Consider the following 23398-nt stretch of genomic DNA (forward strand, 5'->3'; position numbering starts at 1 on the left):
GCTTGATGCCCCGTTTTCTATTACCAGACGCCTATCCAGCGCTGCACCAGCAAACTGCTAAGCGCTACCGCTATCCACACCCCCAATCCCAGCAAAGCAGGACGTGCGCCCGCTTTAGCCATAATGCGCAAGTCCGAGGACAGGCCAATTGCGGCCAGGGCCAGCACCATCAAGAACTCAGCCATGAAGCGCAGAGGCTCCAGCCACTCGACTGGCACCCAGCCCAAAGAACGCAGCGCCGATGCCACCATGAACCAGACGATGAACCAAGGGAACACGCGCATCAGGTCAAAGTCACGGCCTGCCTGACGCGAACGCCACATTTCAAGACCTGCCAGAATCAAGCAAATAGGAATGATCAATGTGGCGCGGGTCAGTTTGACGATCGTGGCATGGTCACCCGCCTGACGGCTGTAGCTATAGCCGGCCGCCACCACTGAAGACGTATCGTTAATCGCCGTGCCCGCCCAAACCCCGAAGCCCGCATCCGACATATTCATCATGTGACCGGCCAAGGGGAAAATCAGTACCGCCACAATATTGAAGATAAAGATGGTGGAGATCGCCAGCGCCGTTTCATGCTCTTCGGGCTTCAAGATAGGGGTCACAGCAGCAATAGCCGAACCGCCACAAATCGCTGTGCCTACCCCGATCAAAGTGCGCAGCTTGGAAGGGATACCCAAGGCGCGGCCCAGCACCATGGCGGTCACAAAAGCCACCGTCAACGTCACCAGTGTGACGGCCAGCGAATCCATGCCCGTGCGCATCACCTGGGGCAGACTCAAACCAAACCCCAGCCCGATAATCGACCACTGCAGCAATACTTTGGAGGAGAAACGTAAACCGGGCTGAAACACCGTGGCCACTCCCAGGCTGTTGCGCACCACCATACCCAGCACAATGGCAAACACCGGCCCACCAATCAAAGGCCAGAGTTTGCCCAGCCCCATGGCCACTACCCCCACGGCCACCGACAATAAAAAGCCCCACCAGCGCGATGGCTTCAAAGAGAACCCCGATTTCCCCTGCACCTTCAGGTTCGTGCTTGCTGCAGATAAATCGGTCACACTGCTCATCTCGTCATTCCAGATATGTAATAAGTAAAAGTAATTTTAGGTTGACCGACTGTATTAAAAAATTCATTATTACTTATCGTAAGTATCAATTTTATTTATCATGAACGCGATCAGCATCAGACAACTGGAAGTGTTTGTGGGCATTGCGACCTTGGGCACCGTGCGTGCCTGCGCCGCCCAGATCCACCTGTCCCAACCTGCCGCCAGCATGGCCTTGGCCGAACTGGAAAAACAGCTGGATAGCCCCTTGTTTGAGCGCACCCCCGGTCGGATGCAATTGACCAGTCGCGGCAAACAGCTTTTGCCCCATGCCCGTGAAATTCTGGAACGGCTGCGCGAGATGCAAAGCCAGCAAGAAGAAAGCGAGCTGCGTGGAGAAATCCGTATTGGCGCCAGCAATACCGTTGGCAACTACTTGATTGGAGATCTGGTGGGCCAGTTTGTGCGCCAGCATCCCCGCGTGTCCTTGCATGTGTCGGTAGACAACACCGCCAATATCATCACCCAGTTGCTGGACCACAGTTGCGACATCGCCTGCGTGGAAGGTCCGGTCAACCATCCGCAACTGGAGACCTGGGTCTGGCGCGAGGATGCTCTGGTGGTCTGCGCAGCGCCCGATCATCCGCTGGCCGTTAAAGCGAATCTAAGTAAGGCGGACTTTGCCGGCATGAGCTGGATCATGCGAGAGCGTGGTTCCGCCTCCCGAGCCCTGACCGAGCAAGCGCTGAATGTACTTCCTGGCGGCCATGTACTGATGGAGCTGGGCCAGGTAGAGGCCATCAAGCAAGCCGTGATTGCCGGGCTGGGGCTGGCGTGCTTGCCTCAAGCCGCCACCCTGGATGCTGTTGCCAATCAGCGACTGTGCATTTTGACCACACCTTTTCTGGACTTGAAGCGCCGCCTGTCTCTGGTCCTGCACAAGGAGCGCTACCGCAGCCAAGTGTTAAGCGCCTTTGCCGACCACCTGAAAACGCCGGAATCCCCCCCAACCGACACCGGGTCTTAACGCAAGTTTGCATTCTGGCCTCGGGTGAGGGCGACGGCGATGTTACTCTTGCTGCAGTGCAGCACAAACAGACGGGATCATAAGTCCCCCCTCTTTGTCCCTCCCTTGAACCGAGTGATGCCATGAACACTTCATCTGTTTCTACGCCACAAGCGCAAGACGCACCGGCTTTTGCCCGCCCCGCCTACCTGCCTCCCTACGAAACCGTTGCCTTGGTTTTACAAGGTGGTGGCGCTTTGGGTGCCTATCAGGCTGGTGTTTACGAAGGTTTGCTGGAGGCCGGGATTGAACCTGACAGCTTGTCCGGGATATCGATTGGTGCCTTGAATACGGCCATTATTGCGGGCAATCCGCCCGAGCGTCAGGTAGAGCGTCTGCGCGAGTTCTGGGACACCATTTGTGAGCCCTATTTTGGCTGGTCCGCTCCGGCCTGCCTGGAACACGCTTTGTTTGGCATCAACGACGTGATGCGCGAAGCCATTAGCGCCTATAACGCCAGCAATGCTCTGGTTCTGGGGCAGCGCGGATTTTTCCGCCCCCGCTTCCCACCCCCGATGCAGGCTACGCCCGGAGTGCCTGAAGGTGCCAGCTATTACGACACCAGCGCCCTTAAGGATACCCTGGAGCGTCTATGCGACTTTGACCGCATCAATGACAAGCGCCAGCGCATTTCGGTAGGGGCCGTCAATGTCGGCTCAGGTAACTTCGTTTATTTCGACAACCATCGCACCACCTTGCGGGCCGAGCACTTTATGGCCTCGGGCGCCCTGCCCCCGGCTTTTGCCCCCGTGGAAATTGACGGTCAATATTATTGGGATGGTGGCCTGGTCTCGAACACCCCCTTGTCCTATGTGCTGGATCAGTCCCCGCGTCGGGACACGCTGGTCTTCCAAGTGGACTTGTGGAGTGCGCGTGGTCCGGTGCCCACCAATATGGGTGAAGTCAGCGACCGCTTGAACGAGATCCGCTACTCTAGCCGTACCCGTATGGTGACGGAAGATATGCGCCACTCGCAGTACATGCGCCATATTCTGTCAGAGTTGCTGGCACTGATTCCTGAAGACCAGCGCAAAGATCTCTTGCCTTGCCGCCTGGCCGAAGAGCTATCCAGCAGCAAGCGCTACAACGTGGTGCATCTGATTTACCGTAACCAGCCCTACGAGCAGCATTACAAGGATTACCAGTTTGGCCGCATCACCATGCGCGAACACTGGCGCTCCGGTCTGGACGATATACGTCAAACGCTGATTCACCGCGATAAATTGAATATGCCCGCCAATCTAGCCGGTTTCACCACCTACGACGTACACAGCGAAGAAATCGAAAAACGGCTGGCCAACGGCAAGTAAGCCAGCCCGTTTTCAACGCGGCTTAGCGGCGGCTCAAGACCATGGCCCCGCTAAGCACAAAAGCCGTACCTAACAGCTGTATCGCGGTAATGGGCTCGCCCAAAAACCAGTTCGCCAGAAATAGCACTGACACCGGCCCGATCAAGCCCATTTGCGCACTCATGGGGGCGCCAATGCGCTCTACCGACCACATCGTCATGAAGGTAGGCAAAACGGTATTGCACACGGCATGGATCATGGACAAGCCGTAGACAGGCGCAGGTTGCACCAAGCCCTGCCAACCAAAAACGGCAAAAAAGTGAATCAGGGTGTAGACCGCGGAGAAAGACATGGCATACGCCACCAAGCGCGTAGACCCAATAGATTTGAGCAATTCCCCCGACCCAATCAGGTACACGGCATAAGAAATAGCCGAACCCAGCACACAGATCGCGCCCAGCAATACGTCATCGCCCGTCAGGCTCAAGTCCTGCACAAAAACCAGCCCTACCCCCAGATACGCCAAGGCCAAAGCCAGCCACTGCTTGGGCAAAATTCGGCGCTTCAGGAAAATGGCGGAGAACATCAGCACGAAGGTGGGCGACAGAAATAGAATCAATCGCTCCAGACCGGCCGAGATATATTCCAAGCCAATAAAGTCCAGCAGACTGGCCAGGTAATAGCCCAGAAAACCCAGAACCACCAGCTCCAGCTTTTGACGTCCGGTCAAAGCAGCCAGCTTGCCCTGACGCACTTTTTGTATCTGCCACAAGGCAATGGCCAAAAAGAACGGTAGCGACAAGAGCATGCGGAAACCAATCACAGTTAACGCAGTGACATCGTATTGGTACGTCAGTTTTGCAACGACCGCTTTGGCGGAGAAAAGAATAGAGCCGCCCCCCGACAGTGCCAGTCCAATTAAAAAGGAACTGCGCTGCGTACTGGGGCCTTGACTAGCTTGCATGGGGATTCATCACTTTGCAGGGCAACACAATCAGCCAAAAAGCCGCTGGCCCCGGCGGAAAAAAAGAGTCGATAAGGGCAATAAGCCCCTGATTCTACTCTTTGCCACCCGCTGCGCCTATGTTGATAGGCCAAGCCGGCCAGGTAACTGGCCGCAGAGCGTGTAGCCAGGCCAGTGCGACCAAGCTTTTTATAAAACTTTGGCGTTTTTAATCGCAAAAGCTTGCACACTTCTTAAAACCCATGCTATATTCTTTTTCTCTGGTCCCCGATAGCTCAGTCGGTAGAGCGACGGACTGTTAATCCGCAGGTCCCAGGTTCGAGCCCTGGTCGGGGAGCCAAGAAAACCATCGAAATCAGCCCATAGCATTTGCTTTGGGCTGATTTTTTTTGTCCTTATAAAACACGCCAAGCACAATAAGCAAAAACGGCCTTGTTAACATTTGGATAAACAAATCAGCAGCCACCTTGTCGGCCCCAAAAAGGACAGCGGGGCTGCATGTTGATGCAGCCCCGCTGTGGCTCTTTTCCCCTGACCTAGCCCTTGCCTGTACCGGCGCCGCCGCTGCTAACGCACTACACCGGATCAGAGCTGACAGAATCAGTCAGAAAGATCAGAAACGGTGCGTCAGACCCACGGTAGCCACCGTGCTCTTCAGATCGCTGTAATAACCGATGTTGCGGGCATAGGAACCAATCACGTACACATTGGTGCGCTTGGACAGGTTATGCAGATAGCCGGCGCTAAAGACGTGCTGAGTCTTGTCATCATCGGTGCTGCGTGGGGTGGAACGTGGATCAGCCATGGTCCAGGAACCCAGCACAGACCCAGCCTTACCAACCGGTACTGTGACACCCAAAGCGTAGGAGTTCACTTTCAGGTCTTTATGCAGGCCTGCACCAAACTGTTCGGTTTGCAAAGAACCACCGATAAAGCCATTGCGGCTCTGGCCAAAGGCAGCGTGTACGGTTGCCACGCTGAACTTGTAGCTGGCAGCCAAGCTCCAGGCGCTGACATTGCCGTTTTCGGCGGCAGTCAGGTTGCCACCTTGATCGCGGGCCGAGCCATAACGGGCTTGGTCGAAGCTCAAGGCCGCTTTCAAGGGGCCATTGTTGTAGCGCATGGCGACACTGAAAGCCTTGACGTTGGCTTCGTCGCTATTGATGGCATTGCCAGTCAAACCGCTACGATTCCATTTCTGTGCGCCATTGGTGTTGAAGGAGTAGCCAGCACCGAACTGGAAGCCAGAGAATTCAGGGCTTTGGTAGGCCAGCATATTGTCGTAACGGACAGTGTTGGCTGCGTCAAATGCCGCACCCACGCCGTATTGGTAGCCGTTACCGCCAAAGGGGCTGGCAACACCGGCCACGTACAAGGAAGTGACGGTTGTCTGACGGCCCAGATCAACACGGCCCCAGGACTCACCGCTCAAGCCCAACGTGGCCTGGCGACCGAACAAGCGATTTTGGCGTGCAGTACCATCGCTCAGATCCAGGCCACTTTCCAGCATGAAATTGGCTTTCAGGCCATCACCCAGATCTTCGCTGCCCATCAAACCCCAACGGTTACCCATCCAACCCTGGTCGTACAGACCAAAACGGCTTTGCTTGTCTGCGCTGCCTTTCAGGTCGCTCCCTTTCCATTGTTCGTAGCCCAGGCCAGTATCGACCACGCCATACAAGGTCACATTCGTTGCCGCGTAAGCAGGCACCGCCAAGACGGGCATCAACAATGCTGCCAAGATAGTTTTTTTCATATTCTCTGTTCTCAAAAAACGTCTGAATGCCGGATTTCTTATCGTTGTCCGGCTCCTGTCCAAGCGCTGGGCGACACATTCTCGGAATTTGAAAATCCGGTGCCAGGCCTCAACACCCCCTCCTGTTTCTTGAAGCAAAAATCCCTCAAGCAAGTCCCCCATCCCAAGGACTGAGTGGGGTCTTGATAATTGACGGGCATATACTGCAAGCATTTATATTTCAGACATAAACAATATTGATGTCAATAAACGCTATCCGGCGTGTTTACTAGGTTTTGTACGCATTTTCCCTAGTTGTAGGGCTAGGACCACCCTTGCGCCCAAGGGCTTAAATTAGCTGCCAAGCCACGTAACAAAAGGCTTGCAACGATTTGCTACAGAACCGGCGCTACTCCCTTATTGACCAGACGGTATGTTCCCATCAAAAAAATCAGGATTTACGCCTATTGCCAAGGGCTTCACTCCCTTTTGCTGATATGAAAATAGTGTTGTTTAAAATACCTCTTTACATTTTCGATAGTCTCACCCTATAATCATTTTCTTTGCTGGTCCCCGATAGCTCAGTCGGTAGAGCGACGGACTGTTAATCCGCAGGTCCCAGGTTCGAGCCCTGGTCGGGGAGCCAAAAATACAAAAGCCCAGCTACGCAAGTAGCTGGGCTTTTCTACGTCTGGAACATGCGGTGCCTGCACAGGCATGTACCGTTAACAAGCGCATTGCCTTTCTTGGGCGCTGCGCTTTTGCTGCTTAGTGTTGACTGCGGATACGGTCGTGATAAAGGTAGCCGATCTGCCCGGTAGGCGTGCACACCTGCCACCAGTTCCCTTTCTGCTCAAAGGTATAAAACGCTTCCTTATCAAACAGCTTTTCAATGACATCGCTTTTGCCATTGGGCTGCGCACGCACATTGCTATAACCGTCCTTGTCCTGGATAAACGCCCGAACAGTAAACTTCGCCGCCTGACAGGCTTGTGGACGCTCAGAATGGACGGCACGCGCTGGTTCTATGCTGATCGCGTAAGGAACAAAGGGCCGAATGCTCAACTCTTTATTTGCCAGCAAATCCATACGCTCCCCTTCCACCACCGCCTGGGCCCGATCCACCACTAAACGCAAGCCATCGTCGCAGGCCATTTCACTGTGCCAATAGCCGGTTGCGTAGCGGTCTGCATTTGAGCCGCCGAACTCCTCAACTTCAATCGTGTCCTCGGCCACCACCTTGTCCGTCTTGGTATCAATCGCCTGGAAATGAATTTGCAGCTGTGCAATACGATCCATGCCGCTATCAAAGGTAAAGTTCGCGGCGCACATCCCTTGATTCGCCCAGACCGTATCGGAATGCCACATATCCAGCGCATGAGCCTGACCGGACATCAGCGTTCCCAGCAGCAGAGCCGCGCCTGCTATCGTCACTTTTTTACGAAAAACCACACCCCTCTCCCTATTGCTCTATAAACCAAGCGCTCTTATACACAAAAAAATAAGAGGCCGGGGCTATTGCATACAATTCACCACCAGCCAGCGTGCTTTACGGTAAAGTACGTTCCCTTTCTACACCCTGCCGCTCCCCCCTGTTAACAGGGAAATTCAGCCACCTCTGCCTGATCATTTTTCTATGCTTGATACTCTTTTTCCCTTTCTAGGGGGACTCGGTCTCTTTCTGATCGGCATGATGCTGCTATCCGAAGGCTTGGTGGCGTTCGCGGGCGGCTCCTTAAAGCAGATTCTGCTGGCCTTCACCGGCAGGCCCGTCAAAGCCTTTTTGTCCGGCGCCTTGATTACGGCACTGGCGCAATCTTCCACAGCGACAACCGTCACCTTGATTGGCTTTGTGAGTGCAGGGCTCATCTCCTTTACTCAAGCCATTGGCGTTGTGATTGGGGCCAGCCTGGGCAATACCGCGACCGGCTGGATCATTTCCGGCCTGGGCCTGAAAGTGAACCTGGGCTTTTACACCTTGCCTTTAATTGGACTGGGCGCCTTGATCAAGCTACTGGCCCCTGCTCGTCAAAAAGAACTAGGCCGTGCCCTGGCTGGTTTCGGCATTCTGTTTCTGGGCCTGGGGATGCTGCAAGAAGGGATGCAAGGCCTGGCGGCAAACTTCAGCCTGGCTCATATGCCCACAGGCGGCTACGGTGCCCATCTGCTGATTATGCTGACAGGCCTGGCTCTGACCGCCGTCCTGCAATCGTCTACCGCCGCCATCGCCATGACCTTGACGGCCCTGGATGCGGGTGCGGTCAGCTTTGATCAAGCGGCCGCCATTGTGGTGGGGGCCTCCATCGGCACGACATTGACAGGCGTTCTGGTGGCCATAGGCGGCACAATCTACGCAAAACGCACCGCGATTGCCTACATTCTGTTCAACGTCATTGCCGGCTTACTGGGCTTATTAATCCTGCCCGTGTTTCTGAAAGCCATGTATGCCACAGGCTCTTATATGAATGTCCCACCCGGGGCTTTGGGACTGGCTGCCTTTCACAGCCTGTTCATTGGCCTGGGCGCAGTTCTATGCCTGCCCTTCACACAGCAATTTGCTCGTTGGGTGCAACGACTCGTGCCTGACCGCGCTGCACGCCCCCAGCACCATCTGGACGACAGCTTGCTGCAAGTCCCGGCTCTGGCCCTGGAAACCACGCAGCGCACCTTGCAGGAGCTGGCACAGCGCCTGATGAATCTGTATCAGCACAGCTTGAACATGACTCGCCCCAACTCGGCCGCCGAAGACCTTAAGCAAATAGAAAGCGTGCTGGATCAAGCTTATGAATTTGTGCTGCGTATTCCCAGTGGGGACGACAATGCGCTGATCGCTGCCCGAATCAGCGCCCTGCTCCATGCCATCGACCATATGCAACGCCTGCGTAGCCGCTTGCAACACCCGCCCGCTACAGACCTGAACGATGGCCGCTATGAAGAAGCGCGAACCCGGGCCTCAAGGCTTAACACGCTAGCCCAGCAAGGACTGCACGATCAGGCGCCCGCAGGCTGGCTGGATCAAGTGCAGGGGGAGTCCCTGGCATTGGCGGACTTGCTCAGCAGGGTCCGCAGCGAACTGCTGGCGGTCCCGCAAAACCATAGCGATGCTTCCCGTACTCTGCGCATTACCGATACTCACCGTTGGTTTGAACGCAGCAGCCTGCATATCTGGCGCAGCAGTCACTACCTGCAGCAAGCCCGCCAAGCTCAAGCCTGATACCAGGCGGCTAAACATGCTGGCTTCACCAGCAGGCTGGAATAGCTCCACATACCCGCGAGTAAACAGGTCTGACCTCCATCGCAGGCCAGGTCCTGCACGGGTGTGTCACAGGCAAGATGCCCTCACAGACCCAGCTTGCAGAACCATCGCGTCTATTAAGCCGACTGATGAAAACCCCACATGAGCAGACGATGAATACTCACAGGACGAAAAAGCCGACACAAAGCCAATAAACAGATACTAAGATTCCAGCCAATCGCTGGCATTCACCCGTACAATCGGCTCAAATTCACGCTTATGGAAATATTCCATGTCCACCCGGCCAAATCTACAATTCCGTACTTTTTTGCTTTTGCTGGCCGCCGTCTCCGCTGCCTTCGTCTGGATACTTCTGCCCTTTTATGGCGCGATATTCTGGGGTGCGGTGTTGGCCATTCTGTTCTCGCCTTTGCAGCGCAAACTTCTGGCCAAGACCAAAGGCCGCCGCTCGCTCTCTGCCCTGATCAGCCTGCTTATCATTATTTTGATCGTCATTATTCCGGTCATTTTGATCTCGGCGTCCCTGGTCCAGCAAATTGCCACGCTGTATGACTTGATGAATAGCGGACAGTTAAATCCTGGCGAATATCTACAAAAAATCATCAACGCCCTGCCCCCTAGCGTGCACGATTTTGCTGCCCGTTTTGGCCTGCATGATTTTGCATCCCTGCAAGAGAAGTTCTCGCAATTTGCAGTGCAAGGCGGCCAATTCCTGACCAAGCAGGCGCTGAACGTAGGCCAGAACACCTTCCAGTTCCTGGTCAGCCTGGGCATCATGCTGTACATGCTGTTTTTCCTGCTGCGCGATGGCGTGGAGCTGGGCCGTCATTACCGCCAGCTCATCCCTTTAAGCGAAAACCAGAAAACGCACTTGTTCCGCAAATTCACCACCGTGGTGCGTGCAACGGTTAAAGGCAATATCGCCGTTGCTGCCACTCAAGGCGCACTGGGCGGCATCATGTTCTGGTTCCTGGACATTCAAGGCGCCCTGTTCTGGGGTGTGCTGATGGCCGTGCTGTCCTTGCTGCCTGCTGTTGGTGCTTCCCTGATCTGGGCTCCAGTGGCGATCTACTTCTTTGTATCGGGCCACTATGTTCCCGGCATCATCCTGACCGCCTTTGGTATTTTGGTGATTGGTCTGGTCGACAACTTGTTGCGCCCCCTGCTGGTCGGTAAAGACACCAAGATCCCGGACTACGTGATCCTGATTTCCACTCTGGGCGGCTTGTCGATTTTTGGCCTGAACGGCTTTGTGATTGGCCCCTTGATTGCGGCCATGTTCATCGCTTGCTGGGATCTGTTTCCCTCGGCCGTCAGCGCCCGCGTTGAAGCTGAAGAACAGGAAAATCACAGCAACTAAAGCCACACAGGCTGGCTCAACACATCAGTTGAACCAGTCCGTGTAGAAGGTGACGTAGACGTATAAAAAGGGGCTGGTTCTACCTTCTCAGGCGGAACCAGCCCCTTCACTTTTGCGGCAGGCTTAGACCACCACCACCGGCAAAAACAAAATCCAGATATTGACCGCCAAGGCCAGGAACCACACCAGCGAACGCAAGGCGGCCTTGTTCATGATGTACATCCCCAGATACAGCACACGCAGCACAATCCAGGCAATCATCAGGCTTTGCACGCGCAAGCCATCCGCCCCCGACCACAAAGCCAGCAACACCGCGGCATAGAAAAAGGGCAAGGCTTCAAACGCGTTGGCCTGAGCCGCATTGGCCCGCGCACGCCATCCCGTCAAACCGGCCAGCCACGGACGAGGATCGTGATTATCAAAGCCCGAACCGCCTGCTTTAGCGCAAATCGCCGCCAACCAAGGCAAGAAAGCCGCTACTACAAAACCAATCTTGATCCCCAGCATCACCATCCCCTTAACAGGCTGAAAACATTCAACATAGCACGCCACACTACAAAAGCACGCGTGGAATTTACAAACCAGAAAAAAACAGGATATACTTATCGTCTTAGGTTAGCCGATGTAGCTCAGTCGGTAGAGCAGCTCATTCGTAATGAGAAGGTCGAGGGTTCGATTCCTTTCATCGGCACCAGTTAATCTAAAACCATTGAAACCAAACAATCAATATTAATCAAATCAATGGTTTAGCTTCTTGATACCGGAAGCATTTGATAGCCCGTTTTTTGTCCGGCCTCACGGCCCAACAAGCTGGCTGACATACTCCGGAATATTCCAAGCGCCCCCTGCTCGAATCAGAGCGCAGCGCCCGGTGTCACCACGTTCACTTTGTACAAAACCGGTTCCATCCCAGACCGATGCCTCATAACTCCAGCAATCCCCCAGTCCACGGCCCTTCATACTGGACGAAATAGTTCCATTATCGTAATCAGTAGCGCTCGTACTCACTAACAAGGGTGCAGACAGCACATTGTTATTGATAACAAAATAGGCCGACCCGCCGTTGTAAGCAGCTAGCCAGCATGGCGCCCCAACCAGGGAGAACTGCTGATTCAGCCGTGCGATTCCCCATGGCTCAGACAATCTGTCATCAGTACAAGATTGCTCTGCATCGGCGGCGAGGACCTGCATAAGCACTGGCCTGATCAAGGCATCTTCCCGCGCCGTCATGGGGCGTAGTTCTTTATCCTTAACCGGTGCACGAGTGATCACAGGCGCAGCAATAGGCGCCTTAAGCGAAGACTCGCTCCCCTTTCCTTTACGCAAAATGGCTCCTGCGGTGTTTACACGTCCTTGGACATCATCCATTTTCAATAAAACAGCACTTGATCCCGCGCCTGAGAATAAATAGGTGCTGCCATTCTGACGAAAAGAAATGGCTTCGTCTTTTTTCAATGCTGTCAAAAACCGACTTAGCTGCGCCTCATTCATTTGCCAGGACTCATCGCCCAAGAAACTCAATGGGCCTACGGTACGACCCGCAACGACCAGTTCTGGGGGTGGGCCTTCTCGCCATTCAGCATCACTGTAGTGAGCAAGCATGACTTTGTTTGCCACCGACTCCCCACTGCCCGCCTTCCGAGTCAACAACACCGTTGAACCCTGCTCTTCACCATCATCTGCATAACCAGCAGCACGGCAGGTTAAGGTGTTATCGCAGCTCAGGTCCCAGTCCTTATGGGAAAACGTGACTGGCGCAGCATTAGCGGCTGCACTTCCCATACCTAGCGCCAGCAACATGGCAGCCGTTTTTATTGAAAAAAATGCACGGTGATGTGAATTCTGCCTACTCATTTCCTCTACTCCCTACGTTTTTATTGAGCATAATTTACTCGACTGTCTGTTATTGAGCACGTCCAATAACAAGGCTTTTTGCAGGGCCTTTTTGCCGAGCACACAGATCGGCATTCAGCATGCCAAGGCATGCGCATTAATCTACGTCAATGACAAACCAGCTACCCGTACGAAATCTTGATTTATGCGCTAAGCTTTCCCGGTCACGGCAACAGTCTTGCGGGCTGCGCGCCACCTGTTCGGAGAGAAGAGAGAGTCATGTATTACGGTGAACGATTCAATGCCTGGTCACATCTGGTCGGCGCAGTTCTGGCTGTTGGCGGCGTATCCTGGCTGCTGGTCATGGCAAGTTTTACCGGAGACCCCTGGCGCATCACCAGCACGGCAATCTATGGCGCCACGCTGATTCTGCTTTACTTGATCTCCACCCTGTACCACTGCTTCAAGGGACGGGCCAAGAACGTATTTCGCAAGATGGATCACTTTTCCATCTATTTGCTGATTGCTGGCAGCTACACGCCGTTCTGCCTGGTAACGCTGCGTGGCCCCTGGGGATGGAGTCTGTTCGGTGTGGTCTGGGGCTTGGCGCTGATTGGCATTCTTCAGGATATCCGCCCTCGTTCGCCTGCGCGCGTCTTGTCGCTGGTGATTTACGCAGTCATGGGATGGATTGTGTTGCTGGCGCTGGGGCCGTTGTCATCTAACCTGGGCTCGCAAGGTTTTTCCTGGTTGGCCGCCGGGGGTGCGATTTATACTGCCGGGATTGTTTTCTTTGTGTTTGACGAGCGCTTTCGACATTGGCACGGTATTTGGCATCTGTTTGTGCTGGCCGGCAGCGCTGCGCACTTTCTTGCCATAGCCCGTTATGTCGTCATGTAGAAGCTAAGCGCAGGGCCTAAGTACGCAATACAGAACCTCCACAATCCCGATATAAAATCAAATCACATTCACGTCGAGTAAATTCTGATGCGCAAATTCCTGAATCCCATTGCAATTAGCTTGCTCAGTCTTCTCGCCGTGGCCAGCCACGCGGCCTCTCCCAATCTGTCCATCACGACTGACGATCTTAAAAACCTACGTTCAGCTTCGACCTTGCCTCGTGAAGCAAATCCAGCATCAAGCGGATCGAAAGACCCTGCTCTTGATTCAGAATTTAGCCGAAACTTCCAAAAGGCTTTGAACAACGAGGAGAAAGCACGCCAAGCCGCACGCGAGCAACAGCTAGAGCGTAACCGCCTGCCCCAATTTGACCAGAACAATAAAGCGTCCAATCGCTTCGGTCCACCCGACAACAAGAAGGACAATATGGGGATTTATTTTGATTCCAACGGCCCCGCTGCTACCTCTTGCAAAGAGGACGAACTGGGGAAAACTCGCTGCAAGGTACGGGAGCTGCGTTAAGCATCCAGATCCTGGCGCATAGCCCGCGTGTCTGAGCTTTATCTCCAGAACGGCAGTGCGCCCCAATCAACACTGCTTGATTAGCCAGGTCTGTGATATCTGGCTGGCCTTCAAGACTATGACAACAAGCTCATTCGTTTTCGTGTACGCGCCAGCGTCGTCGCCGGTCGCTCACCAAACATCTGCTGATACTGAGCACTGAATCGGCCTAGATGAAAGAACCCAAAACGCAGAGCCACTTCCGTCACACTACCCTCCCCCCGCTCCAGGCTGGCACGTACGCGCTGCAGTCGAATCTCCCGCATTCGTTGCACTGGAGAGCCCAAGGCCAACTGCCTGAAACTGGCTTGCAGGCTACGTAGGCTAACCCCCGTTGCCGCTGCCACCTCCCCGACCGTCAGGGCACTTTCACAATGTTCGTAGATATATTCCTCCGCCCGCGCCACCATTGCGCGGGACAGCGACATCCCTGGCTGGAGCAAGGCCTGGCTGAAATTATGCGGATGCCCGTTAAGCAGCATGCCGTGTAAAAACTCGCTCAGGGAAGCCTGCACCGTCGCTTGCAAAGCAATCTTGTCAGCCGCCACCAGCATCTGTACCGCCTGATTCCAGGCCGTCGACAAGTCCACACTAAAAGGGCTTAGGCGAAAGCGCACCGGACATTCCAAAGGTCGACCCAGCCAATCACTGCACAGCTTGTTCAGCACCTGCACATCCGGTCTGAAAGACAGCTGATCAAAGCCCTCTCCAAAATGAAAGTCTGTACGCACATTGGCCGAAACAGGCAAAGTAATACCTGATGTCCAGGTAGATTCACTGCTACCTTGGCGCACCCTTCCCCGCCCTGCAGTGCATGTCATGATCAAGTACAGGCCCGGTAAATCAGCGGCATCCACTATGACATCGGCGTCATAACGCAGGTTCACAACACAGCCCGCTGTCTGAGCATCCAGCACGCCCAAACGCATATCAAAGGGCCGCGAATCCTGGCGCGACAGGCGCAAGTGATGGGCCGCATATACACGACTGACTTGGCCAATGGCCTCATCCAGATCTCGAGTCTGGAAGGCTGCTTCTTGCATCCCTGTCTTCATGGCAAAAACAACTCTGTTGGGTTCCGTAAATTGTAGGCATCGCCAGGCGTCCCCGGATCAGGACTTTCCCTTGGCGGGCTCTTGCGCAATTGGGCTAAAAACGTCTTTTGTGGATAGCCGCTCGCGCTTTCTCTGCGCACTATTAGAAAAACAGGTGATGGCATCCAAACCTCTGCTGGGATGCTTCCTCTTCTTCTACCACACAAGGAACCGAGACATGAAACAGCCACAAAACTACCCTGCCTACATCGGTGGAAAAACCGTCTATGCAGAACAAACCTTTCACGCCATCAACGCCTCCACAGGCCGCCCCCTTGGTCAACTCGCTCGCTGCGGAGCCAAAGAAGTTGACCTGGCCGTGCAAGCCGCAACCCAGGCTCAAAAACAATGGGCTTTAAGCGCCTACGAGGCCCGAGCCATCTTGCTGAACCGTCTGGCCGATGCCTTGGAACAAGCGGCCCCGCAACTGGCGCAATTGGATGCAGCGGATGTAGGGCGCCGAGTCTCGGAGGTGATGATTGACTATCACATCGCAGTGGCACAATACCGTTACTTTGCCGCCGCCATCGTGGCCCATGAAGACTTCGGCCGACCTATTCCTGATGGCTATTTGATCGCCAAACGTGTGCCCCTGGGCGTAGTCGGCCAGATCATCCCCTGGAACGTCCCGGCGATCATGGTTGCCCTGAAAGTAGCACCGGCTATTGCCGCCGGTAACGCGGTGATTTTGAAGCCCGACGAGAACGCCAGCTTATCCACTCTGGAGTTTGCCCGTATCGCCAACGACATTTTCCCCGCAGGCCTGATCAACGTACTGACGGGTTTTGGTGAGGAAGTGGGTTCCGCACTGACGTCCCACCCTGGTGTGGCCAAACTAGCCTTTACCGGCAGCCCCGAAGTAGGCCGCATCATCAGCCAGGCGGGTGCCAAACGTCTGGTTCCAGTCTCATTAGAGCTGGGCGGCAAAAGCCCCAACATTGTTTTCCCGGACATCGACGATATCGATGCGGTAGTAGACAACGCCTTGTTTGCCGCACTGTACTGCAACGGCCAATCCTGCCTGGCCGGTACCCGCCTGTTCGTACACGATTCCATCTACACACTGTTTGTGGAAAAACTAGTTGCTGCCGCTCACCGTGTCAAAGTTGGTGATCCACTGGATGCCAACACCCAGTTAAGTTGCCTGATCAGCGCCTCTCAAGGCGAAAAAGTCCTGAAGTACATTCAGACAGGCCGAGACGAAGGTGCCAAAGTTTTGACGGGCGGCCAACGCATCACGGTAGCCGGACACGAGCACGGCTACTTCATCGAACCCACCATCCTGGAAACCACCAACCGCATGCGCGTGGCCCAAGAGGAGATTTTTGGCCCCGTCCTGTCAGTGATCCGCTGGAGCGATATGAACGAGATGATCGAACAAGCCAACGACGTATGCTACGGATTGGCTGCTGGCATCTACACATCAAATCTGAAAAATGCCATGGATACGGCCGACCGCCTGCAAGCGGGCAATGTGTGGATCAACCGCTACTTCAACCTGACAAGTGGCTCCCCTTTCGGAGGCATGAAAGAAAGTGGGATTGGCCGCGAGCATTGCCGCGAAACCCTGAATATGTACTCAGAACTCAAGGCGATTACAGTCCAAACAAGCGTGCCACAACCGTGGTTCGCGCCGTGATTACGCCGTAATCCCACACGGAGCGCAGCCAGGAATCAGACAAAAAAGGCCCGCTTATAAAAGCGGGCCTGTCTTGCCCGACTGGGGATAGAAGCCAGCGTTCTAATTCGTCAAATGCTCATCCACCAATTCAATCCAATGCTTGACCGGTGTTCGACCTGAACCATTCAAGTGATTCCCACAAGCCATATTGGCTGTGACAATCAAATCTGGATTGCTACTTTCCAGCGCATCCATCTTGCGCTCACGCAGGCGGCCAGCAATTTCGGGTTGAGTCAGGGAATACGTCCCCGCTGAACCGCAGCACAGATGGCTATCTGGCACGGCGCCTAGATCAAATCCCAGCCGTGTCAGCACCGACTCTACCCGGCCACCCAGTTTCTGGGCGTGCTGCAAAGTGCAGGGGCAATGGAAAGCCAAACGCGGGCGAGTTTGAGAATTCAAACATTCTTCCAAAGGTTGATCTTCCAGCACTTCAACCAAGTCTTTGGCCAACTCACTAACTCGGCGTGCGCGCTCCGCGTAAACAGGATCGTTTTGGAACAGATCCACATACTCTTTGACGAAGGCTCCGCAACCGCTGGAGGTCTGCACAATTGCCACAGTCCCTTGTTCGATCTGCGGCCACCAGGCATCGATATTGCGACGCGCTTGTTCCAGACCTTGCTCTTGTGCGCCCAGATGGAAGGATGATGCACCACAGCAACCGGCTTGGGCGATTGGGGTCACGCTGATGCCCAATCGGTCCAGCACCCGCGCAGTGGCTGCATTAATCGAAGGAGCCATGGCAGGCTGTACACAGCCCTCCAGCATCAAGACTCGTTTGCTATGCCGCTGCGCAGGCCGCGTCAGGTCTGCATTGACCTTAGGCGGGATTTTCTCCTGCAGAGAAGACGGCAACAACGGACGCAGAGTACGTGCTACTCCCAGCAACGCCCCGACGCGACCTGGCTCAGGCAAGATTTGCGTCAGTGCAACGCGCATGGCGCGGTCTTTAAGCGGACGTTTAACCTTGGGCTCCAAGGCCGCCCGGCCAATATCCAGCAAATTATGATATTTCACCCCCGAGGGGCAAGTCGTCTCACAGTTGCGGCAGCTCAGGCAGCGATCCAAGTGATGCTGGGTCAGCTCTGATGTGGCCTTGCCTTCCAGGAACATCTTGATCAGATAAATACGGCCCCGGGGTCCGTCCAGCTCGTTGCCCTGATCCAGATAAGTTGGACAGGTGGCATTACAAAACCCGCAATGCACACAGGAGCGCAAAATGGCTTGGGCCTGCTCGGCTTGCGGCAGTTGCTGAGCCCATTCAGTCAGTTGTGTTTGCATGTGGACTCCGCAGCATTAAATAAACGGCCTGGATTAAAAATGGCGGCAGGATCTAGCTGCTGTTTTAGACGTTGGTGCCACAAGAGCAAGGAATCAGGCAACTCGTCCTGCCCAGCGCCCTCCCCCGACCAACAACGGGCGTGCCCTTTCAAAGCGCGTGCCTGTTGATGAATAAGCTCGGCAGGAGCATCGGACTTCAACCAAAGCTGAGTCCCACCCCAATCCATCAACACCTGGCCGGGCCAAGCTTGCACAGGAGCATCAACCGGGACGGCGATACGCCACAAATGGCCGCTCTGTTTAAAGAAGTCCAAACGCTGTTCACACAAGTCATCCCAGTACGACATTTCCAGGACTTCGCCACCAATCTGCTCTTGGGCCAATTGCACGGAGCTGTCACCACCTTCCAGACGCAGACGCAAACAACCGTCTTGCCAAGTAGCACCCGTAATTGGGCGGCTCTGATCGCGCCATTCCCGCAGCAAACCAGCAACATCTTGCTGAGCCACGTCCAACGCCACAGCAGCACGGCTGCGGGGCCGTGGCAGCACCTTGAAAGAGACCTCGGTAATAACGCCCAAGGAACCTTGCGCACCCACCATCAAGCGGGAGACGTCATAGCCAGCCACGTTTTTCATGACCTGACCGCCAAAGCGCATATGCTTGCCCATACCACTAATCAAGCGGCAGCCCAACACATAGTCACGCAAAGAACCCACCCAGGGTCGACGCGGCCCGGACAAACCACTGGCAGTGGCACCGCCTACCGTCGCACGCCCCTCAAACACAGGGGGCTCAAAAGGCAGGCACTGACCTTGTTCATTCAACACTGCTTCCAGGGCTTGCAAGGAAGTCCCAGCTCGTACCGTGACGACCAGCTCTGCCGGGTCATAATCCACGACGCCTTCGTGACCTGCCAAACTTAAGGTCTGCCCTTGAACGGCTTTACCCAGAAAGGCTTTGGTATCCCCCCCTACGATACGCAAGGGTGTCTTGTTCGACAGAGCTTGCTGCACCTGATCCAGCAACTCCGCACCGCGATCCTGATTATTATGTTCTACGGTAGTCATCAGAAGCGCTCCAGCTCAGGGAAAGGCAGTTGTCCGTGATGGATATGCATGGCACCCATCTCGGCACAGCGATTCAGCGTGGGAATATTTTTCCCCGGATTCAACATGGTCTTGGGATCAAAAGCGGCTTTAATCGCGTGGAAAAATTGCAGCTCGTCTTCATTGAACTGCACACACATCTGGTTGATTTTTTCTCGACCAACGCCGTGTTCACCCGTAATCGTGCCGCCCACTTCCACGCACAACTCCAGAATCTTTCCGCCTAGCGCCTCGGCTCGTTCCAGCTCACCCGGTTGGTTGGCATCAAACAGAATCAAGGGGTGCATATTGCCGTCACCGGCATGGAATACGTTGGCAACGCGCAGGCCATACTCCTCGGACAGCTCGGCTGTTTTTTTCAGCACATAAGCCAATTGACGGCGCGGAATGGTGCCATCCATGCAGTAATAGTCCGGCGAGATACGCCCCACCGCTGGAAAGGCATTTTTACGGCCAGCCCAAAAGCGTTGTCGCTCTTGCTCATCGCGAGCTACGCGGACTTCTTGCGCACCCGCGGTAAAGAGCACTTGCTCTACTCGGGCGACATCATCCTGCACGTCTTCCAAAGCACCGTCGATCTCGCAAAGCAAGATAGCTTGCGCATCCACCGGATAACCGGCCTGAATGAAGTCCTCGGCAGCGCGGATGGACATCTGATCCATCATTTCCAGCCCAGCGGGCACAATGCCTTGGGCAATAATCTGTGCCACGGCATCAGCCGCTTTTTCAACTTCATCAAAGCTGGCCAGCAACACCACCGTACAGGGAGGACGGGCCAGCAGCTTGACGGTAATTTCAGTGACAATGCCCAGCATCCCTTCGGAGCCAGTAAACAAAGCCATCAAGTCAAAGCCTGGGGAATCCAGTGCTTCAGAACCCAAGATCAGCCGTTCACCCGTGACGGTAATCACTTCCAGGCGCAAAATATTGTGCACAGTCAGGCCGTACTTTAAGCAGTGCACCCCACCCGCGTTCTCAGCCACATTGCCGCCGATTGAACAGGCAATCTGCGAGGACGGGTCCGGCGCATAGTACAAGCCAAAGGGTTGAGCAGCCTGGGAGATGGCGATATTGCGCACCCCAGGCTGAACACGTGCAATCCCCGCTACCGGGTCCAGATCCAGGATCTGATTCAGACGAGCCATGACTAGCAAAATGCCCTGCTCTAAAGGCATGGCTCCCCCTGACAGGCCTGTGCCAGCACCGCGGGCCACCACCGGCACACCAATCTCATGAGCCAATCGCATTATTGCTTGTACTTGCTCCACATTTCGCGGCAGCACCACCAGCAAAGGCTTGCTGCGGTAAACGCTCAAGCCATCGCATTCATAGGGATGGAGCTGCTCATCGGTATGCAGCACATCCAATCCGGGAATATCATCTCGCAAACGGCTGAGTAGCTGCATTTTGTCCACGCGGGGCAGCACACCATCCAGTTTTTCGTCGTAGCGCAAACTCATCGACGCCTCCTGTCTTATAAAGTCTCCTAGATCGGATGGTCTTTGATGACAGCAGGCTTGTCCAGCCCATAGGATACTGGTCTGACCAGTTTTTACCCTTAGATCGTCTAAGGGTTTATCTTTATAGTTGTAAATCAGCTAGATAGAGGCTTAGTTTGTTAACATCAACACAAGCTAAAAACTGGTCTGACCACTGATGAAAATGCACGAAGCCAAGCGCCCAGATGCCACTGCAGAGCTAGTTGCGCAGCGTATCGAAACCTTGATCATGGATGGCGTCCTAAAGCCAGGGCAAGCCTTGCCCTCCGAGCGTCAACTGACACAAAGGCTGACCGTTTCGCGCTCTGCCCTAAGGGAAGGACTACAAATCTTGCGGGTACGTGGACTAATTGAGACCCAGCATGGCAAGGGTTCCTACGTCTCCAACTTGATTGATGCGGCTGTCAGCAAACCACTGGAGCACCTGCTACAGGTACAAGGACGTACGCTGTACGACTTACTGGAAGTACGTGAACTACTGGAGAGCGAAGCTGCTCAACTGGCCGCCTCCAGAGGTACGGAAGCCGACCACATCATGATAAAACGGCGCTTTCAGGAGCTGGAAGATCTGCAAATGCAGGATGGCGCACCGGAGCAAGTCGCCCGAGCCGACCATGCTTTTCACCAGGCGATTTGTGAGGCCTCGCATAACCCTGTCTTGGTGCACATGATCAGTCTGTTCAATGATTTGATGCTTTCCACCGTACGGCTCTCGGTGCAGCACCTGTACCCCGACCAAGATTCCAAACGCAAGCTGGATCGTCAACATGCGCGCTTGTGCAATGCAGTCACCCAGGGCCAAGCCGATCTGGCCCGCCGGGCCGCCAAAGAACATATTGACGGCATACGGCGGCAACTTCAGGAACTGGAGGCTAAACAAGTGCGCTTAGAGCACGCCCGCCAGCGCCTGAACGGTCTATAAACAGATTTACTTAGCCAGGATATTAGCCAGCATATAACCGGACCCCGCCCCTGTTCCTGCACCAGGCCACGTCGAGGCCCCGCAAAGGTACAAGCCCTTAATGGGTGTCTTGTATTTGGAATAGCCCGCCACCGGCCGGAAAAAGAAGTTTTGGTCCAAATGATGGCTGCCAGACAAGTTGTCCCCGCCGATCAAGTTCGCATTGAACTGCTCCAGATCCTGCGGCGACATGATGTGGCTAGCCAAAATCTTGCCGCGCAGGCCAGGGGCATAGCTTTCCAGCAGGTCCAGTACGCGTTCCGCGTAGGCCTCTTTAAGCTGCGACCAATCCCCGGCCGCAAGCAGCCCTAAAGCATCCCCTTTCACCTGAGCCGGCAAAACACGCACCTGAATCCACAAAGTGTGTTTACCCTCAGGGGCGCGAGTCGGGTCCAATGCTGTCCCTTGTCCCACCACCAGAACGGGTTCGGCGGGTAACAAGCCCGCAGCCGCCTCAGCGTAGACCCGGCTCATCATTGCCATATCCGGAGCCAAGTGCACATAGGAGAAGCGCTGCAGCTCTGCACCGGCTTTCCAATTAGGCAAACCATCCAAAGCCAGATGAATCATCATCGTGCCCAAACCAGGACGGAAAGCATCCACTTTCTTTTGATAGTCCTTGGGTAGCTCTTGAGACTGCACCAATCGCCCAAAAACAAGTTGGGGATTCAAGTTAGCGATAAGCGCTTTGCGCGCTTTGAAACGACGTCCGTCTGCAAGCACCACCGCACTGGCCCGTCCATTTTCTTGCTCGATGCTTTGCACAGGAGCATTCAACAATAACTCCCCGCCCAACTCCTGCAGCAAGCCGCTCATTGCTTTGATAATCGTGTGGGCACCGCCCTTCCCAATCACCATGCCAAAGGCTTGGTTGGCCATGGACTCCAGATAAGGGAATAGCGCACCACCTGCCGTATCAGGGGTGAAATCCACATGCAGGCCCCAGGCCGCCATCATGGCTTTCAGGGAATCACTTTCGAAGTGACGATCCAGAAAATCACGAGGTGTCGCCAGAAGCAACTGCATGAGCTCCGCCACACCGTCTTTACCCAGATCACGCCAACTTTTCCAGGCCGTTTTTGCCATGCTCCATGAAGGCATGGGGCTACCTAAAACAGCAAATAAATGGGGGGCTTTACGTTGGAAGTCTTCCAACATAGCCTGCCAGGCCAAGGCGTCTTTTTCAGACACCGCGCGAATACGCGCAAGTGTCGTTTCCAGATTTGTACTGACACCCAGATAAGTTTGATCGCGGAATATGCTGGCAAAACAATGCTCCGCAGGGACGAAGGCCAGACCATGACGCTCCAGCGCTTCTTTGTGACGCTGATAAAAAGCAGAGCCTGCAAAGGAAGACAAATTCATGGCGCAAACATCGTGTTTGAAGCCCGGCAAGGTCAACTCTTGAGTGCTAACCGCCCCACCCGCCGAGCTTTTGGCTTCCAGTACCTGAACCTTCCAGCCTCGGCTGGCCAATTCGACTGCCGCAGCCAGGCCGTTATGCCCTGCCCCCACCACAATCGCGTCTACTACTGTCTCTGCACTCATGGGCAATTCCTTTAGCTCTAAACTATTTCAGCGTATTTTACGGCTCAAAACAGGAACTGAATAGGAATTTAAGAGATAGGCTTAGGGTGGTGCTGTTGTTGTTGGTGCTGTTGTTGTTGGTGGTGTTGGTGTTGGTGTTGGTGTTGGTGTTGGTGTTGGTGTTGGTGTTGGTGTTGGTGTTGGTGTTGGTGTTGGTGTTGGTG

19 protein-coding genes and 3 tRNA genes are annotated in these 23398 nt (G+C 54.7%); 11 read left to right on the forward strand and 11 right to left on the reverse strand.

What is annotated here, in order from left to right; translation table 11 throughout:
* Positions 1-20: 20 nt before the first annotated feature.
* Complete coding sequence (locus tag AC1RSM_RS08495) at positions 21-1076, reverse strand: YeiH family protein (protein ID WP_492931358.1); 1056 nt, start codon at positions 1074-1076, stop codon at positions 21-23.
* A gap of 100 nt (positions 1077-1176) precedes the next feature.
* Here AC1RSM_RS08495 and AC1RSM_RS08500 point away from each other — a divergent pair, with 100 nt between their 5' ends.
* Both AC1RSM_RS08500 and AC1RSM_RS08505 read left to right on the forward strand, forming a co-directional pair.
* Positions 1177-2082: a LysR family transcriptional regulator gene (locus AC1RSM_RS08500; RefSeq protein WP_492931360.1), complete on the forward strand. Its 906-nt coding sequence runs from the start codon at positions 1177-1179 to the stop codon at positions 2080-2082.
* Between the two features lie 122 nt (positions 2083-2204).
* Complete coding sequence (locus tag AC1RSM_RS08505; protein WP_492931362.1) at positions 2205-3431, forward strand: patatin-like phospholipase family protein; 1227 nt, start codon at positions 2205-2207, stop codon at positions 3429-3431.
* Positions 3432-3453: 22 nt separating this feature from the next.
* Here AC1RSM_RS08505 and AC1RSM_RS08510 read toward each other — a convergent pair whose 3' ends face one another.
* Entirely contained in the window at positions 3454-4374 is a 921-nt protein-coding gene (locus tag AC1RSM_RS08510) for a DMT family transporter (RefSeq protein ID WP_492931364.1), read from the reverse strand.
* A gap of 264 nt (positions 4375-4638) precedes the next feature.
* Here AC1RSM_RS08510 and AC1RSM_RS08515 point away from each other — a divergent pair.
* Positions 4639-4714: transfer RNA gene (locus AC1RSM_RS08515), tRNA-Asn, on the forward strand.
* 273 nt (positions 4715-4987) lie between these two features.
* Here AC1RSM_RS08515 and AC1RSM_RS08520 read toward each other — a convergent pair.
* A complete protein-coding gene (locus tag AC1RSM_RS08520) occupies positions 4988-6130 on the reverse strand; it encodes a porin (RefSeq protein ID WP_492931366.1) in 1143 nt (380 codons plus the stop codon).
* A gap of 549 nt (positions 6131-6679) precedes the next feature.
* On the opposite strand from AC1RSM_RS08520, the gene AC1RSM_RS08525 reads away from it, so the two are divergent.
* Positions 6680-6755 (forward strand) — tRNA-Asn (locus AC1RSM_RS08525).
* A gap of 122 nt (positions 6756-6877) precedes the next feature.
* On the opposite strand, the gene AC1RSM_RS08530 is transcribed toward AC1RSM_RS08525, so the two are convergent.
* The gene (locus AC1RSM_RS08530; protein WP_492931368.1) at positions 6878-7561 is read right to left on the reverse strand and encodes an IrmA family protein; all 684 of its coding nucleotides are present in this window, start codon (positions 7559-7561) and stop codon (positions 6878-6880) included.
* A gap of 184 nt (positions 7562-7745) precedes the next feature.
* Between AC1RSM_RS08530 and AC1RSM_RS08535 the strand changes: the two genes are divergently transcribed.
* Together AC1RSM_RS08535 and AC1RSM_RS08540 are read left to right on the forward strand one after the other, a co-directional pair.
* The gene (locus AC1RSM_RS08535; protein ID WP_492931370.1) at positions 7746-9323 is read left to right on the forward strand and encodes a Na/Pi cotransporter family protein; all 1578 of its coding nucleotides are present in this window, start codon (positions 7746-7748) and stop codon (positions 9321-9323) included.
* A gap of 313 nt (positions 9324-9636) precedes the next feature.
* The gene (locus AC1RSM_RS08540; protein WP_492931372.1) at positions 9637-10725 is read left to right on the forward strand and encodes an AI-2E family transporter; all 1089 of its coding nucleotides are present in this window, start codon (positions 9637-9639) and stop codon (positions 10723-10725) included.
* Positions 10726-10848: 123 nt separating this feature from the next.
* On the opposite strand, the gene AC1RSM_RS08545 is transcribed toward AC1RSM_RS08540, so the two are convergent.
* Entirely contained in the window at positions 10849-11232 is a 384-nt protein-coding gene (locus AC1RSM_RS08545) for an MAPEG family protein (RefSeq protein ID WP_492931374.1), read from the reverse strand.
* Positions 11233-11343: 111 nt separating this feature from the next.
* On the opposite strand from AC1RSM_RS08545, the gene AC1RSM_RS08550 reads away from it, so the two are divergent.
* A tRNA-Thr gene (locus tag AC1RSM_RS08550) sits at positions 11344-11419 on the forward strand.
* Positions 11420-11520: 101 nt separating this feature from the next.
* Here AC1RSM_RS08550 and AC1RSM_RS08555 read toward each other — a convergent pair.
* A complete protein-coding gene (locus AC1RSM_RS08555; protein WP_492931376.1) occupies positions 11521-12579 on the reverse strand; it encodes a DUF1176 domain-containing protein in 1059 nt (352 codons plus the stop codon).
* Between the two features lie 258 nt (positions 12580-12837).
* On the opposite strand from AC1RSM_RS08555, the gene trhA reads away from it, so the two are divergent.
* Together trhA and AC1RSM_RS08565 are read left to right on the forward strand one after the other, a co-directional pair.
* Entirely contained in the window at positions 12838-13458 is a 621-nt protein-coding gene (trhA, locus tag AC1RSM_RS08560) for a PAQR family membrane homeostasis protein TrhA (RefSeq protein ID WP_492931378.1), read from the forward strand.
* A gap of 87 nt (positions 13459-13545) precedes the next feature.
* Entirely contained in the window at positions 13546-13980 is a 435-nt protein-coding gene (locus AC1RSM_RS08565) for a hypothetical protein (RefSeq protein ID WP_492931380.1), read from the forward strand.
* Between the two features lie 116 nt (positions 13981-14096).
* Here the strand turns inward: AC1RSM_RS08565 and AC1RSM_RS08570 are convergent, their stop codons facing one another.
* Entirely contained in the window at positions 14097-15062 is a 966-nt protein-coding gene (locus tag AC1RSM_RS08570; RefSeq protein ID WP_492931382.1) for an AraC family transcriptional regulator, read from the reverse strand.
* Positions 15063-15291: 229 nt separating this feature from the next.
* Between AC1RSM_RS08570 and AC1RSM_RS08575 the strand changes: the two genes are divergently transcribed.
* The gene (locus AC1RSM_RS08575; RefSeq protein ID WP_492931384.1) at positions 15292-16752 is read left to right on the forward strand and encodes an aldehyde dehydrogenase family protein; all 1461 of its coding nucleotides are present in this window, start codon (positions 15292-15294) and stop codon (positions 16750-16752) included.
* Between the two features lie 102 nt (positions 16753-16854).
* On the opposite strand, the gene glcF is transcribed toward AC1RSM_RS08575, so the two are convergent.
* From glcF to glcD, 3 genes are read right to left on the reverse strand one after another with little or no spacing between them, the layout of a single operon-like run.
* Positions 16855-18078, reverse strand: a complete 1224-nt coding sequence (gene glcF, locus AC1RSM_RS08580) for a glycolate oxidase subunit GlcF (protein ID WP_492931386.1) — start codon at positions 18076-18078, stop codon at positions 16855-16857.
* The gene (gene glcE, locus AC1RSM_RS08585; protein ID WP_492931388.1) at positions 18063-19148 is read right to left on the reverse strand and encodes a glycolate oxidase subunit GlcE; all 1086 of its coding nucleotides are present in this window, start codon (positions 19146-19148) and stop codon (positions 18063-18065) included. The genes glcF and glcE overlap by 16 nt, the downstream gene beginning before the upstream one ends.
* Positions 19148-20647, reverse strand: coding sequence for a glycolate oxidase subunit GlcD (glcD, locus tag AC1RSM_RS08590; protein WP_492931390.1), 1500 nt, complete (start codon positions 20645-20647; stop codon positions 19148-19150). Before glcD ends, glcE begins: the two co-directional genes overlap by 1 nt.
* A gap of 196 nt (positions 20648-20843) precedes the next feature.
* On the opposite strand from glcD, the gene glcC reads away from it, so the two are divergent.
* Entirely contained in the window at positions 20844-21608 is a 765-nt protein-coding gene (glcC, locus tag AC1RSM_RS08595; protein ID WP_492931392.1) for a transcriptional regulator GlcC, read from the forward strand.
* A gap of 6 nt (positions 21609-21614) precedes the next feature.
* Here glcC and AC1RSM_RS08600 read toward each other — a convergent pair whose 3' ends face one another.
* Positions 21615-23195: a phytoene desaturase family protein gene (locus AC1RSM_RS08600; protein ID WP_492931394.1), complete on the reverse strand. Its 1581-nt coding sequence runs from the start codon at positions 23193-23195 to the stop codon at positions 21615-21617.
* Between the last annotated feature and the right edge of the window lie 203 nt (positions 23196-23398).

Source organism: Alcaligenes sp. GW821-FHT11D07, from assembly GCF_058808495.1.